The organism is Aureibaculum sp. 2308TA14-22 (assembly GCF_040538665.1).
Taxonomy (GTDB): domain Bacteria; phylum Bacteroidota; class Bacteroidia; order Flavobacteriales; family Flavobacteriaceae; genus Aureibaculum.
Window position 1 is genome coordinate 2,506,812 of sequence record NZ_JBEWXT010000001.1, and the last position, 14,892, is coordinate 2,521,703.

9 protein-coding genes are annotated in these 14,892 nt (G+C 33.5%); 6 read left to right on the plus strand and 3 right to left on the minus strand.

Annotation, left to right across the window (positions count from 1 at the left end; all coding sequences use genetic code 11):
- The first annotated feature begins 101 nt into the window (after positions 1–101).
- The 5 genes from U5A88_RS11325 (at position 102) to rlmB (ending at position 10,468) form a co-directional block, all read left to right on the plus strand.
- Positions 102–3,248 carry a SusC/RagA family TonB-linked outer membrane protein gene (locus tag U5A88_RS11325; protein ID WP_354206498.1) on the plus strand — a complete coding sequence of 1,049 codons (3,147 nt, stop codon included), beginning with the start codon at positions 102–104 and terminating at the stop codon, positions 3,246–3,248.
- Between the two features lie 11 nt (positions 3,249–3,259).
- Positions 3,260–4,711 (plus strand): SusD/RagB family nutrient-binding outer membrane lipoprotein, encoded by a 1,452-nt coding sequence (locus U5A88_RS11330; RefSeq protein ID WP_354206500.1) that lies wholly within the window; start codon positions 3,260–3,262, stop codon positions 4,709–4,711.
- Between the two features lie 241 nt (positions 4,712–4,952).
- On the plus strand, positions 4,953–8,120 hold the full coding sequence (locus U5A88_RS11335; protein WP_354206502.1) for a SusC/RagA family TonB-linked outer membrane protein: 3,168 nt from the start codon (positions 4,953–4,955) through the stop codon (positions 8,118–8,120).
- A gap of 12 nt (positions 8,121–8,132) precedes the next feature.
- On the plus strand, positions 8,133–9,656 hold the full coding sequence (locus tag U5A88_RS11340; protein WP_354206504.1) for a RagB/SusD family nutrient uptake outer membrane protein: 1,524 nt from the start codon (positions 8,133–8,135) through the stop codon (positions 9,654–9,656).
- 74 nt (positions 9,657–9,730) lie between these two features.
- Positions 9,731–10,468: a 23S rRNA (guanosine(2251)-2'-O)-methyltransferase RlmB gene (rlmB, locus tag U5A88_RS11345; RefSeq protein ID WP_354206505.1), complete on the plus strand. Its 738-nt coding sequence runs from the start codon at positions 9,731–9,733 to the stop codon at positions 10,466–10,468.
- A 16-nt stretch (positions 10,469–10,484) separates the two neighbouring features.
- Here rlmB and U5A88_RS11350 read toward each other — a convergent pair whose 3' ends face one another.
- A complete protein-coding gene (locus tag U5A88_RS11350; protein ID WP_354206507.1) occupies positions 10,485–11,126 on the minus strand; it encodes a rhomboid family intramembrane serine protease in 642 nt (213 codons plus the stop codon).
- 130 nt (positions 11,127–11,256) lie between these two features.
- Between U5A88_RS11350 and U5A88_RS11355 the strand changes: the two genes are divergently transcribed.
- Complete coding sequence (locus U5A88_RS11355) at positions 11,257–12,531, plus strand: replication-associated recombination protein A (protein ID WP_354206508.1); 1,275 nt, start codon at positions 11,257–11,259, stop codon at positions 12,529–12,531.
- Between the two features lie 48 nt (positions 12,532–12,579).
- Here U5A88_RS11355 and U5A88_RS11360 read toward each other — a convergent pair whose 3' ends face one another.
- Positions 12,580–13,452: a hypothetical protein gene (locus U5A88_RS11360; protein ID WP_354206509.1), complete on the minus strand. Its 873-nt coding sequence runs from the start codon at positions 13,450–13,452 to the stop codon at positions 12,580–12,582.
- A gap of 35 nt (positions 13,453–13,487) precedes the next feature.
- Positions 13,488–14,873: a DUF5723 family protein gene (locus tag U5A88_RS11365; RefSeq protein ID WP_354206511.1), complete on the minus strand. Its 1,386-nt coding sequence runs from the start codon at positions 14,871–14,873 to the stop codon at positions 13,488–13,490.
- Between the last annotated feature and the right edge of the window lie 19 nt (positions 14,874–14,892).

Consider the following 14,892-nt stretch of genomic DNA (forward strand, 5'->3'; position numbering starts at 1 on the left):
TAACAATTTATTATGATTTTTTTAAAAAAATAGTCATAAAAAATTGTTTTGTTAACATTTTTTTATGACTTTTGGCAAAATTTAATTCAAATAATTAAAATATGAAAACAAAGTTTAATGGAATTTTAACGCTATTACTGGCGTTGGTAGTGCAATTTACTTTTGCACAAGAAAAAACTGTCACAGGTACGGTTTCTGATGAAACAGGACCATTACCGGGTGTTAGTGTAGTAATTAAAGGTACAACTACAGGTACTGAAACTGATTTTGATGGTAATTACACCATTCAAACTAAAGAAGGTGATGTGCTTTCCTTTAGTTTTATTGGAATGGCTCCAAAAGAAGTTACAGTAGGTGCATCTAACACTATTAATGTAGTTTTAGAAGCAGACAATGTACTTGATGAAGTAGTTGTTACAGGTCTAGGTATTAGAAGAGAGAAAAAAGCCTTAGGGTATTCTCAACAATCTGTAGATGCCGAACAACTACAAAAAGGTAAAGACATTGACGTTAACAACGCATTAGCTGGTAAAGTGGCAGGTGTGCAAATTGTTGGTCAAGCTAGTACTGGTTTTAGAGACTCTCAAATTAAATTAAGAGGTGAATCTAATGTTCTTTACGTTGTTGATGGTGTTCAAGTGTATCAAGTTGGTGATATCAATACCAACGATATTGCAGATATGTCTGTACTAAAAGGTGGATCAGCAACAGCAATTTATGGTCCCGATGGGCGTAACGGTGTAATTATCATTACAACTAAAAAAGGGAAAAGTGGTAAGGCAACATTTACAGTAGACCATTCAACTATTGTAGGTAATGTTACTAATTTACCAGAATACCAAAATGAATATGGAGGTGGTTATAGCCAAACATTTAATACATTTAGCTATGACCCAGCAGTTGATCCAGCTGATTGGGCAAGTTTTGATGGAGACCCCTATCCTGATTTTTTCGCAGATGAATCTTGGGGTCCAAGATTAGATGGAACTCCAGTACGTCATTGGGACTCTTGGATACCAGGAACTCCTGAATTTGGAGAATTAAGAGCTTGGGAACCAACACCAAATGATGTTGAGACATTTTATAGAACAAGTATAACTAACAATACTTCATTAAGTTTTGCTAAAGGAGGAGATGGTTATAATATTAGGTCTGCAATTTCTCTTATTGATAAAGGAGGTATTATTACTAATTCTGATCAAAAGACAGTAAACCTTTCTTTAAATGCTAGTTATGACATTTCTGAAAAATTTACAGTTAATGTAAATGTTAACTACCAAGATAGAAAAACTAGAAATGACCCTGATCAAGGTTATGCCAACTTAGCTTCAAACATGAACCAATGGTGGCAAAGACAATTAGATTTTGATAGATTAAAAGACTATGAACGTGCAGGACAAATTGTTTCTTGGAACATTAGAGGCACAAGAGATGCTAGACCATTATATTGGGATATGCCAGGTTTTGAATCTGAAGAAAATTTAAAACATGAATATAAAAATTCAGCATATGGTAAAATTGGAGGTACTTATACCTTCAATGATAAATTTAATGTTGTTGCAGAGGTGAGATCTACTTTTCATAATTTTGCTAGAGATGATCGTGAAACAACTAAAAGTTTGTTAGACCCTGCTTCTTACGCAGAATATCAAAGAAGATTTAATAAAGAACATTATTTTTCAATGTTAAATTATACTGATAGCTTTTTAGATGGCGACTTAGATGTGGACGCAAGTTTGGGTGGAGAAATTGTAGTTTACGATTTTAAAGGTCTTAGTGCTTCAACCAATGGTAATTTAACCATACCTGAGTTTTATAACTTAGCTGGCTCTAAAGATCCTGTATCTGCAAGTACTAGTATATCACAAGGTGAAACTAGGGGTGCCTTTATAAAAGCGTCCTTTGGGTTTAAAGATATGTTGTATTTAGATGGATCTTACAGATTAGACTGGTCATCAACAGCAAACCCGGATGACAACAGGGTAGATACTTATGGAGTTTCTGCCAGTTTCTTGGTCAATAAGTTAATCCCACAAAATGACATTATGGGCTTCTTTAAGTTGAGGGCAGGTTATGCTCAGGCACCTTATTTCCCAGGTCCATACCAAATCTCTAGTGTTTACAATGTTGGTGGACTATACCAAGGAAATGGTACCTTATCAGTTGCTGGACTTCAGAACAACCCTAACCTTGTAGGCGGCGTTAGAAACGAATTAGAATTTGGAGCTGAATTTAAATTTATTAAAAATAGAATTGGACTAGATATTACTTACTTTAATAGAATCGATGAAGATTTACCAGTTTTTGTATCATTAGATGGTGCAACTGGTTATACAGGTATAACGGTTAACTCTGGTAAGAATACTTCAAATGGTATTGAAATAGGATTGAATGGATCTATTGTTAAAACAGATGACTTTACTTGGGATCTTGGTGTAAACTTTGCTACCTTAGAAAAATTTGTAGATGCGATTTACCCTGGTGTTGATTCTTATGATATTAGTACGTATACTTCTAGTATGAAATTGCAAGCTAGAGTTGGTGAAGAGTATGGTTTATTTTACGGTAGAGGTTTTGCTACACATACTGATGGTAGTATTATCTTCACATCTACTGATAATTTTGCTAGAGAGTCTAATAAAAGATTAGGTAGTTTATTACCAGACTACACTTATGGTATAACTTCTACAATCAGATATAAGAACGTAGATTTATTTGTTGGATTTGATGGACAAAAAGGAGGATTATATTATTCAAGAACTGAAAGATATATGGACCACTCTGGTTTATCAGCAAAAACTGCTGGATTAAATGATAAAGGTAATCCTTTAAGAGATCCTGTAGCTAACGGTGGTGGTGTGCACATAGTAGGTGTATTACAGACTGGAACAGATTCGAACGGTGTACCTATTTCTGACGGTACGGTAGTTGACAAATATGTTGACGCACAAGATCACTTTAACTTAGGTAACTTAGGTAACATTTACGAAAATAACGTACATGATGCTACTTACTTAAAGTTTAGAACGGCAAGGTTAAACTATAACTTTAACCCTGATTTAGTTTCAAAAATGGGATTAGAAGCAGTTCAATTATCAGTATTTGGTAATAACCTTTGGTTAATCGACTCTGATTTGAATTGGGTTGATCCATCGGAACTTGAAAAAAGAAGTGGTGTAAACTGGGCAGAAGCAGGACAGTTGCCACAGACCAGATCTTTTGGACTTAATGTAAAATTAACATTTTAAAAAAAACTGAAATGAATAAAAAAATTAAAAACATAGTATTGATTCTTTGTATTTCTTTTATTTACAGTTCATGTGAAACTGTAGATTTTGGAGATGTAAATAACAATCCTAATGGACCCACAGCTGCTGTAACTTCACAGTTATTGACGCAAGCACAGAGAACTATACCTACTGTTAGTACTAACATGCAAGGTATTCTGTTTACTCAGCAATTGACTGAAGGACAATATCCTGGAGATTCTAGGTATGCAACATTAACTAGAAGTTATAATGGATTCTTTACAGGTTCTATCCAAAATTTGAATAGAATTATAGAGCTTAATACAGACGAAGCCACTAAAGATCAAGCGGGAGCATTTGGTGATAACAACAACCAAATAGCGGTTGCTCATATTTTAAGAGCTTACATCTTGCAATATATGACGGACAAATGGGGTGGTTTACCTTACTCAGAAGGTTTTCAAGGTATTGATAATCCACAACCAGCATTTGATACTCAAGAAGAACTATATACTATTATGTTTGCAGACCTTGAAGCTGCAATGAGTATAATTGATGCTGGTAAATCGGGACCGGCAGGTGATTTACTTTTTGATGGAGACATGAACAGATGGTGGCTATTTGCCAACTCATTAAAAATGAATATGGCAATGCGTATTTCTCATGTTAATCCAACTTTAGCTAAATCTAAATTTGAAGAAGTAATAGCTTCTGGTGTTTATATCAGTTCTAATGCTCAGAATATAGAATTTAATTATGGAACTATTGATGCTGACGATAGCCCATGGCATGATAGATGGAAAACAAGAGAGGATTATATTCTTTCAGTTACTATGATGGAGACGTTGAGATCAAATCTTGACCCAAGATTATTTAAGTATGCTGAGCCTTCAACTAATGGAACTGCCTCTAACCCAATGTTTCCTGGTAATGCAGATGCAAAATATGTAGGTGCACCAAATGGAGAAGTAAATGGTAATGTACCAGATTACTCATTCCCTACTGCAACCGTAATTTATGATGTAGATTTCCCTACACCATTATATACAGCTGCTCAAATGAAATTTAATATGGCAGAAGCTGCACTTAACGGCTGGAACGTTGGCGGTGCTACCGCTAGTGATTTATATGAAGAAGGAATTGTAGCTTCTATGGAATATTGGAATGTAGATGCTGCAGACATAGCTAGTTATGTTGCTGCTCACGCTTATACTGATATGGATGATTTAGCCTATGAAAAATGGGTTGCATTATACTTAAATGGTTGGGAAGCATGGGCTGAGTGGAGAAGATTAGATTCTCCAGCGTTAACGCCTTCAGCAAATGCTGCTGATCCAAGAATTCCTGTAAGAGATTCTTATGATACTTCTGTAGAAGATAACAACCCTGCAAATTATGCAGCAATTATTGCAGCTCAAGGAGCAGATGACAATCACACTAAATTATGGTGGGATGTAAATTAAATCTAGTTTAATTTATTCTGTTAATTGTAAAATAATTAACTAACAAACTTTTTTAAAAGCTGCCAGAAATGGCAGCTTTTATATTTTCTTAAAAAACCTACGCAACCACCTACCATTACTAACATCTTACAATATAGATGTAATTGCTAAAATTTCAATTTTAACCTAATTTATGTTAAATAGTTGTTTTATTAACATAATTTTACCATTTTTGCGGCAATTAATTCAAATAATAGATAACATGAAAACAAAGTTTAGTGGAATTTTAACGCTATTACTAGCGTTTGTGGTGCAATTTACGTTTGCACAAGAAAGAACTATTTCCGGTACTGTAACCGACGAAACTGGCCCTTTACCAGGAGTAAACATTTTAATAAAAGGAACAGCTACAGGTACTGATACGGATTTTGATGGTAATTATGCCATTCAAGCAAAAACGGGTGATATACTTGTTTTTAGTTTTGTTGGTATGGCAAACAAAGAAGTTACAGTAGGTACTTCAAATACCATAAATGTAGTATTAGAATCTGACAATCTACTTGAAGAAGTTGTAGTTACCGCTTATGGTACTCAAACAAAAGAATCCTTAACCGGATCTATTGTTGAAATTGATTCTGAAGAATTTACGAAAGTAGCCTCAGGTAATGCTGTTACAGGTCTTACTGGTAAAATTGCCGGTGTACAAATATTTTCTAATTCAGGTCAACCTGGTACTGCACCAGTTGTGCGATTTAGAGGTATTGGATCATTAAATGGTTCATCTGCCCCATTATATGTGGTTGATGGTGTTCCTTTTACGGAATCAATTACAACGATTAACCCTAATGATATTGAGTCAATGTCATTTGTTAAAGACGCTTCGGCTGCTGCCCTATACGGTAACAGGGGTGCAAATGGTGTAGTAATTATTACTACTAAAAAAGGTAAGTCTGGTAGAATGAATGTTTCTTTAGACATTAAAACCAGTATGACTGATCTTGCAATAAAAGATTATGACGTTATGACTGGAGCTGGTGAGTATTTTGAGGCATATCACAAAATGTTAAAAACCAATGAAATCGTTTTAAATGGTCTTTCAGAGTCAGATGCAGGAATAAAAGCTTCAAATGATTTACTAGATGGAACATTAGGATTGATTTACAATCCTTACGGAGGAGACAGAACTAATTTAGTTAGTCCAAATGGGCAATTTAGAGGAGGTACTCCTTTATGGGAAGATGACTGGAGAGATTATCTTTTTGAAAGTTTTAGCGGTGTAAATACTGCCTATTTAAGTTTATCTGGTGGTAACGAAAATTCAAAATATTTTGTGTCATTAGGTCATGAAGACAATGAAGGTTACAATATTAATACTGGGTTTAAAAGATCTACGTTAAAAGCAAATGTAGAAACCTCTTTTACAGATAATATATCTGCTGGTGTACAAATGAATTATGCCAACCGTGAGCAAAAAGGAACTTTAACTAACAATATTACAGGTAACTTTGCTTGGGTAAGAGATATTGCTCCTATTTATCCTGTTTTTGCTAGAGATCATGCAACTGGAGAAATTGTAAGAGATGGTCAAGGTAATCCTGAATGGGATTGGGCAGATGTTACTTCTCCTAATGCCGTAGCAGGAAGACCTTTTAACGGATTCTCAAACCCACACGCACTACAAACTTTAAATGTTAACACTGATACTCGTGACAATTTTACTTCAAGAGTATTTGCTAAGGTTAATTTTTTAAAGGATTTTACGTTTACTTATAATTTAGGTTATGACTTAGCTACATTTAATTTAGTTGATTATACTAATAAAAAAGTAGGTAGTGCAAGTTCAACTGACATTGCTGGTAGGTTAAGAGAAAGATATGGTAGAGGGACTACGATAACAAACCAACAATTATTAAATTGGAAGAAAAATTTAGGTGATGTTCATAATGTGGAAATTTTATTAGGACATGAAGCAACTAATTATGATTTTAAGGATATAGATGTAAACTTAAGAAGACAATTCTTAGCTAACGATTTATCTCCAGATTTATTTGCCTTACCTGATGGTGCAGATGCCATTTTAGGTGATTATACTGAATATGACTTAGAAGGATTTTTTGCTAGGTTAATGTATGATTATGATGGTAGGTATTATATTAATGGTAGTGTAAGAAGAGATGGATCATCAGTATTTCACCCAGACAACAGATGGGGTACCTTTTATGGTGTAGGTTTGGCATGGAGAGTTTCACAAGAATCTTTCTTACAAGATGTATCTTGGTTAAATGAATTAAAGTTTAAATCAAGTTATGGTCAACAAGGTAATGACGTTGTTCGCTATCCAAATTCTGTTAACAGAAATTACTCTCCTTTCTTAGATCAATGGGGTGTAACTAAAAATGGTGATGACTTTGATATTGAAAAGACCGTCTTTGGTAATAAAGATTTAACTTGGGAAACTTCTACAAACTTTAATGTAGGTTTTGAAGCCCAATTCTTTAATAACCGTTTACGTATTGAATCTGAGTACTTTATAAGAGAAATATCAGATTTAATTCACAACAGAGAGTTACCACCTTCTACTGGTTTCCCTTCTGTTCCTGAAAACGTAATGGATATGGAAAATAGAGGTGTTGAAGCCTTAATCTCTTATCAAATTATAAGCAAAGAAGATTTATCTTGGTCTTTTGACTTGAATGCAACACATTACAAAAACGAAATTACTGCGTTTGTACCTGGTAAAGAAAACATTGATAATGGTAGGTACAGATGGACCTTAGGTGGTACGGCTTTTGACTATTATATGAGAGAATTTGTAGGTGTAGATCCTACCAATGGTAATGCTCAATGGAAAACCGATGTTGTAGCGGATCCTGATGGAGTACCTTACAACGGTGTTACTGATGACTATTCAGTAGCAACTCAATATTTACAAGAAACTGCTTTACCTGATGTTTATGGTGGTTTTTCAACAAATGTAGTGTACAAAAATTTTGATTTTGGTGTAGATTTTTCTTATCAAATTGGTGGTAAGGCTTATGATGCCATTTACAATGATGGTTTTGATGGTAGTATTGGAGGGAATTTTCATAGAGATTTTAGCAAAACTTGGACATTCGATAATCAAACTGCTACATTACCAAGAGTTGATGAAAACACAAATAACTGGAATCAATTCTCAACTTTATTCTTAGAAGATTCTGATTATTTAAGTTTAAATAATATTTCTATTGGATATACTTTACCTGAAGATGTTACTAAAAAAATACATTTATCTAAAGTAAGAATTTATGGAAATGCAAATAATTTAGCCCTTTGGACTAAATCTGGAAGACAAGGGTTTGACCCTAGACAACGTGTAGCGGGTGATAACAACGCTGTTAGATATGCAACACTTGAGACTTATACTTTAGGTATAAACATTAATTTTTAAAAAATGAAAAACATGAAAAAAATTCTTTTATTACTAGTTGTTACAGCGTTTATGGTAAGCTGTAATGAAGATTACTTAGATACAAGCCTTCAAAGTACTGTTACTGATGAAGATATAGCTAAATTAGCTGAAGAATCTCCTGAAGCATTATTAAACGTTGCTTCTTCTTTTGATGTAGGTACGGTGAATAGTTTAAGATCTTATAACTTGGCCGGTGATGGTGGACACTTCGATTTTGGACAGAAATCTGTTGATTTAATGATGGATTTAATGTCTAGTGATATGATTAATGATGGAAACGGATGGTGGTTTGACGATTATTATAAATATACTGGTCGCACACAAGACAGACGTGAAACTGAAATTGTTTGGAATTCTTATTATACCATTATAAAAGGAGCAAACCAAACTATTAGTTTAATTGGTAGCTTAGATGAAGCACAGCTTACTGAAGCTTTAACGCATGTATTGGCAAGATCAAAAATTATCAGAGGTATGTCGTATTTGCAATTGATACAAATTTATCAAAAAGGAAAGCCAGCATTGTCTGATCCTGGTGTGCCTATTGTAGATCCAACTGCCGATTTAATTAACGGCCCTGGGTTTGGTAGATTAACTGTGGGTGATGTTTACAATCAAATTGAGAGTGATTTAATGGAAGGTTATACAAATTTGGAAGGATATTCAAGACCTGACAAAACTTCAATTAATCAAAACATTGCTGCTGGTTTTTTAGCTAGATATTATTTGCTAAGAGAAGATTATACAAAAGCGATGACATATGCCATAGAAGCTCAGTCTGAGGGTACGGTAAATGCTAATGGATTGTTAGATGGTTTTCAATTTATAACCAATTCTGAATGGATTTGGGGAGCTGATATTAATGCAGATACTACATCTTATTACGCATCGTTCTTCGCTCAATTGCAATCGTATTCTCCTGTATTTGATTCAAATGCTGGTTATACACCTGGTTACACAGGGCAGTTAGGTCATCATAAAACTATAGATAAAAATTTATATGATGCCATTTCTCCTTCAGATATAAGGTACAATTGGTTTGGTCCAGATAATGGATATATCTTACAAGGAAATGCTACTCAAATTTACAATTACAAGTTTTTTGATGATACTTTCTTTGAAGCTGATTATGTGTATATGCGTGTTGCTGAATTTCATTTAATCGAAGCAGAAGCTAAAGCGGCTATGGGTGATGATGCAGGTGCTGCTCAAGCCTTGTATAATTTAATTTCAACAAGAGACCCTAATTATACGCTTTCTACGAATACTGGATCTGACTTAATGGATGAAATCAGAACGCACAGAAGAATTGAATTGTGGGGTGAAGGATTTGGTTTATTAGATATGAAACGTTGGGGAGTAGGTTTACTACGTGATTATGCGGGATCTACACATCCAAATACTCCTGGTTCTTATTTTAATTTACCAGCTGGTTCATCAATGTTTACTTTTCAAATTCCTGAAGATGAGATAAACGCAAATGATGCTATTACTGCAGCAGATCAAAATCAATAATAATTAGATTTTATTATTAAAAACCACCTCAAATGAGGTGGTTTTTTTATATCCAAATTATATACCTTTGTTATATGAAAGAATCTTCAAACATCTTTGGTATTCGAGCAGTAATTGAAGCTATAAATGCTGGGCAGACAATGCAAAAAGTATACATTCAAAAAGGGTTAAGTGGCAATCTCTTTTCTGAACTAAATACCTTAATAAAACAACATAATATTTCCACTAGCTATGTTCCTGTTGAAAAACTCAATCATCTTTCTAAAAATCAAAATCATCAAGGCATAGTTGGCAAAATTTCTGGTGTTGAATTTTATAGCCTTGAAGATATAATGGCTTCAAATTCTAAAAAAAATCCATTATATCTTTTGCTGGATCAAATTACAGATGTACGAAACTTTGGTGCTATTTTACGAACGGCAGAGTGTACTGGTGTGGACGCCATCATAATACCTAATCAAGGTAATGCTCCTTTAAATGCAGATGCCATTAAAACATCTGCTGGTGCGGCTTTTAAAATACCTATTTGTAAAGTAAATCATTTATTAGATGCTATTTATCACTTACAGGGTGAAGGAATAGAAATAGTCTGTATTACAGAAAAAACTGATAATACACTTTATCAAGTTGACTTTAATAAACCTATAGCGTTGATTATGGGATCTGAACACAAAGGCATCTCTCCTGCTGTGCTCAAAATAACTGATGCTAAAGCAAAATTGCCTCTATTAGGTGATATAGCTTCATTAAATGTTTCTGTAGCTTGCGGTGTGGCTTTATATGAAGTAGTTAGACAACGGATTAATTCTTAAATAATTAGGTAAAATATTACTCTTCTTCATCAAATAACTCTTCTTCAATAAAGTTATCATCTTCCCACTCGTATTTAATCGGTTGTGGCCCATGCTTTCTATAAATTATTGCCAATACTATTCCAACTAAAAAACCAGACAAATGGCCTTCCCATGAAATACCATCTTTTATAGGGAGAATATACCAAATCATACTACCGTAAAGAAAAATAACAATTAATGATACCGCAATTAAACGGTAATATTTTCGGATTAATCCGCTAAATAAGACAAAACTGAACAATAAATAAACGATGCCACTGGCACCAATATGGTAAGCAGGCCTGGCAATAATCCAAGTCAACAAGCCACTTAATAGTGCTCCATAAATCAGTACGTTAAAAGCTATTTTTCTGTAAAAGTAAAATAACGATGTCATTAATATAAAAAGTGGAATTGAATTGTTAAACAAATGTTTAACACCGCTATGGATAAAGGGTGAGAACAGAATGCCACGCAATCCTTTTAGTGTTTGTGGATACAGCCCATATTTGGTCAAGTATAAATTGTAACTCCCTTCAACCCAAAAGACAATCCATAAAAACAAAACAAAATACAATGGAATGGCAATTACCATTGTTGAAAATTTAAATTGCTTATGTTCTTCCTGTAAATCCATAATTGCGTTATCACAAATATATATCCATTTTTGCTTTTAAGTACATATTGTCATAAACTTGACTAGTATAAAATTAAATATTTGTGAGAATAAAAAAACAAACCAATTATGTTTTCTCTATTTTTGTATTATGAATGCCCCTTTAGCAGAACGTATACGTCCAAAAAAGCTTGCTGATTATATCAGTCAACAACATTTAGTGGGTGAAAAAGGAGCTTTAACTGCTCATATTAAAAGAGGTGTCATTCCGTCACTCATATTGTGGGGACCTCCCGGAATTGGAAAAACAACTCTGGCCAATATAATTGCAGAAGAGTCCAAACGCCCGTTTTACACGTTAAGTGCAATAAATTCTGGAGTTAAAGATGTAAGAGAAGTCATTGACAAAGCTAAACAAAGTGGCGGGTTATTTACTACTAAAAATCCTATCTTATTTATTGATGAAATTCACAGGTTTAGCAAATCGCAACAAGATTCGTTACTTGGAGCGGTTGAAAAAGGCTGGGTTACCTTAATAGGTGCCACTACGGAAAACCCCAGTTTTGAGGTAATCCCCGCACTACTCTCTCGCTGTCAGGTCTATATTTTGAATTCTTTTGATAAAGAAGATTTAATAGCTCTTTTAAACCGTGCAATTTCAGAAGATGAAATTATTTCAAAAAAGAAGATAAAATTAAAAGAAACTGACGCTTTATTACAACTTTCGGGTGGTGATGCTCGTAAGCTTTTAAATATTTTTGAGTTGATTGTTAGTGCAGAGGGTGATTCTGTTGTAATCAACAATGATAAAGTATTAGAAAAGGTTCAAAAGAATACGGTCCGTTATGACAAAACGGGCGAACAGCACTACGATATCATATCGGCGTTTATAAAATCCATACGAGGAAGTGATCCGAATGCAGCAGTCTATTGGTTAGCAAGGATGATAGAGGGTGGCGAAGATGTTAAATTTATTGCCAGAAGATTGGTCATATTAGCATCAGAGGATATTGGAAATGCCAACCCAAATGCTTTAATATTGGCAACATCAACTTTTCAAGCGGTTTCGGTAATTGGTAATCCTGAATCACGGATTATATTAAGTCAGTGTGCAGTATATTTAGCAAACTCGCCCAAAAGTAATGCTTCATATATGGCTATAGGTAATGCTCAACAATTGGTAAAACAAACTGGTGATTTATCAGTGCCTTTACATTTAAGAAATGCCCCAACAAAATTGATGAAAGATTTAGATTATGGTAAAAATTACCAATATGCACATAACTATGAAGATAATTTTATTGACCAAGAATTTTTACCTGATGAAATTAGAAACACAAAGCTCTATGAACCTGGAAATAATAGTAGAGAAAATAACTTTAGAGAATTTCTAAAAAAACGTTGGAAAGATAAATATAAATATTAAACTCATCCCAACCCTTCCCCAGGAGAGGAGCTAGTTTCATATTAACATTTAGAACTTAATTTCTAAAGGCTTTTTGAGCAAGGCACTTTGATCGTAATATTCTACAAACCAAGTCCCGTTTTCTTTGTAAACGATTCCGCTTTTGTCTTTTAGTAAAAACACCTCCTTTTTACTTGTATTTAATAATATATACACCACTTTTGGGCTACTATCTACCAATTGGTAACCCAAAGGATTAGCTTGAGCATACAATACATTTACTGGGTTAGTTGACTTATTTGGATCAGGTTGTTCTACTACCTCTTCAATTTCTTCCACTACTTCTATAACTTCTTCTACCGGCTCTGCTTCTTCTAATACTTCTATTACCTCTTCTTCTTCTTTAACTTCTTCTGCGGCATTTTTTACAGCATCAGCTGCAGCCTCCATTTTGGCTCGTTGTGCATCTTCATCAGAACTATCTGTTTTAGTTACCTCTTGAGAAGGTGATTTTGAATACTTATAATTTTGAGCTGTAACTGACTCAAACGCCTCACGTAAAGCTTCTTGATATCCCTTTTTATAATCCTTTAGTTTACTTCTTCCTTCTTGGCTTATCAATACTTTTTGATTTTTACAATTAATCAATTCAATAACTAATTTAGTTGTAAACATATTAGATTCATTATTAACCCTTGCAGTTAATGCTAAACATACGTTGTTAGATAAATCAGCTGGCCTTTCAACATTATCATAAATTGTTGTAAATCCTTCTTTTTCGAATAAGAATTTAGCTAAATCATTTAATTGGTATTGATTTTCAGACTTCAAAAAATCAAATTTGGAGGGTATTACAACATACTTGTATTCGTTCAACGATTGCCCAATAAGTGTATTTGAAATAAAAAATATAGTGATATAGAATAATGCTTTAATTTTCATAGTACATAATTTAAATGCTAAATATAAGGATTATTTTAGTCAAAAATTAAATTTGCCCCTAAGCCAACAGACACCTTTTTTGAATTGTACAAATTAGAATACCCCAAAAGATTATCCGCCGAAGCATAAAAGTTAAATTTACCAATCCGTGTAGAAAACCCTATACCAAAATTAGAAAATGAATAATTGTCAACCGAATAAGTAACCTTAGCTTGTAAAAAATTATTGATTCTTCTACTGTAAAACAATGTCGCAGCCAATTGTGGCAATTTAGGCCTAAATATGCTATAAAATTGGACACCAATTTCATTTTGATAGTCATATAAAGAAAATCCGTTATTAGCGTGGCAGTCTATTTCAGTTGAAATTCTTCTAATTTGTTTTCCAAATCCATAATTCAAACTAGCATTTAACTTTGCAGACATCCAAGAAATATAAGTTTTGTCATTTTCCCTTCTTTCAATTTGTTGATCAAAATCAACTACTAAATTCTCCCAATATGGTATAGGGTCGTTTTCAGGGAAAAGTAAGCCTATCCCTTCTAATGTATAATCACCCTTATTTGTATATGTAGTAACGTTTTTTGAATAGGAAACGAACCCTAAATCCAATAAACTTGCCGATACTTTTGTTTTCTCGCTCAGGCGATAAGTAAAACCGACATCCATTCCCAAACCCAAATTACCTCCAGAAAAAAAATTGGTCAACAGGCTCTTTCCCGAAAGACTAAATTGGTCATCCTTTAGCAGTCCTGATGATTGAAATTTATAATCTAAGTTTTGTAATTCATTTCTGTAAATATTATCAGCACCTAATGTGGTCGTAAAGTTTCCACTGTTTTTAAGTGATTGTGCATTGAAAATACCTGAATACAACTTTGCCCTAACACCAATATTTAATTGATTGCTTATTTTTCTTGAAATACCCGCGTGAAAAACACCAAAAGCTTGTCCCTTATAATTGAGTTGACTAATATCCGTATTAGTATTTAATAAAATGTTACCATTTACGTCAGTGTTACCTTGATAAAACAAAACAGCCAAATCTTTAGGGTAATAGCCTATAAAGTCTAATTCTTGATAAAACCCGAAACTTAAATAATCTATTCCATTTTGTAATTTATAACCAATATTAATAACGTCAATCTGCTCGTTAATGGTTATAAAATCGGTTGATTTCATTCTAAAAAGTTGATTCCGTAATTTATCATTAATATCAATGCCGTCATTTGCAAATAAGTCAGTTATCGTTAAATTAGTTGACCCTACATTAAAGTACAAACCTGATAACAACGGAATGCCAATATGTTTTTTATAATTTACCTCTGTGCCAGGGTTTAACAATAAAGATTGTGGAATATCACTATTTCCGTAAAGGAATTTTTTGTTTTGGGCATAACTTTCAGATACAATAAAACACAAAAAACAAACTATATATTTT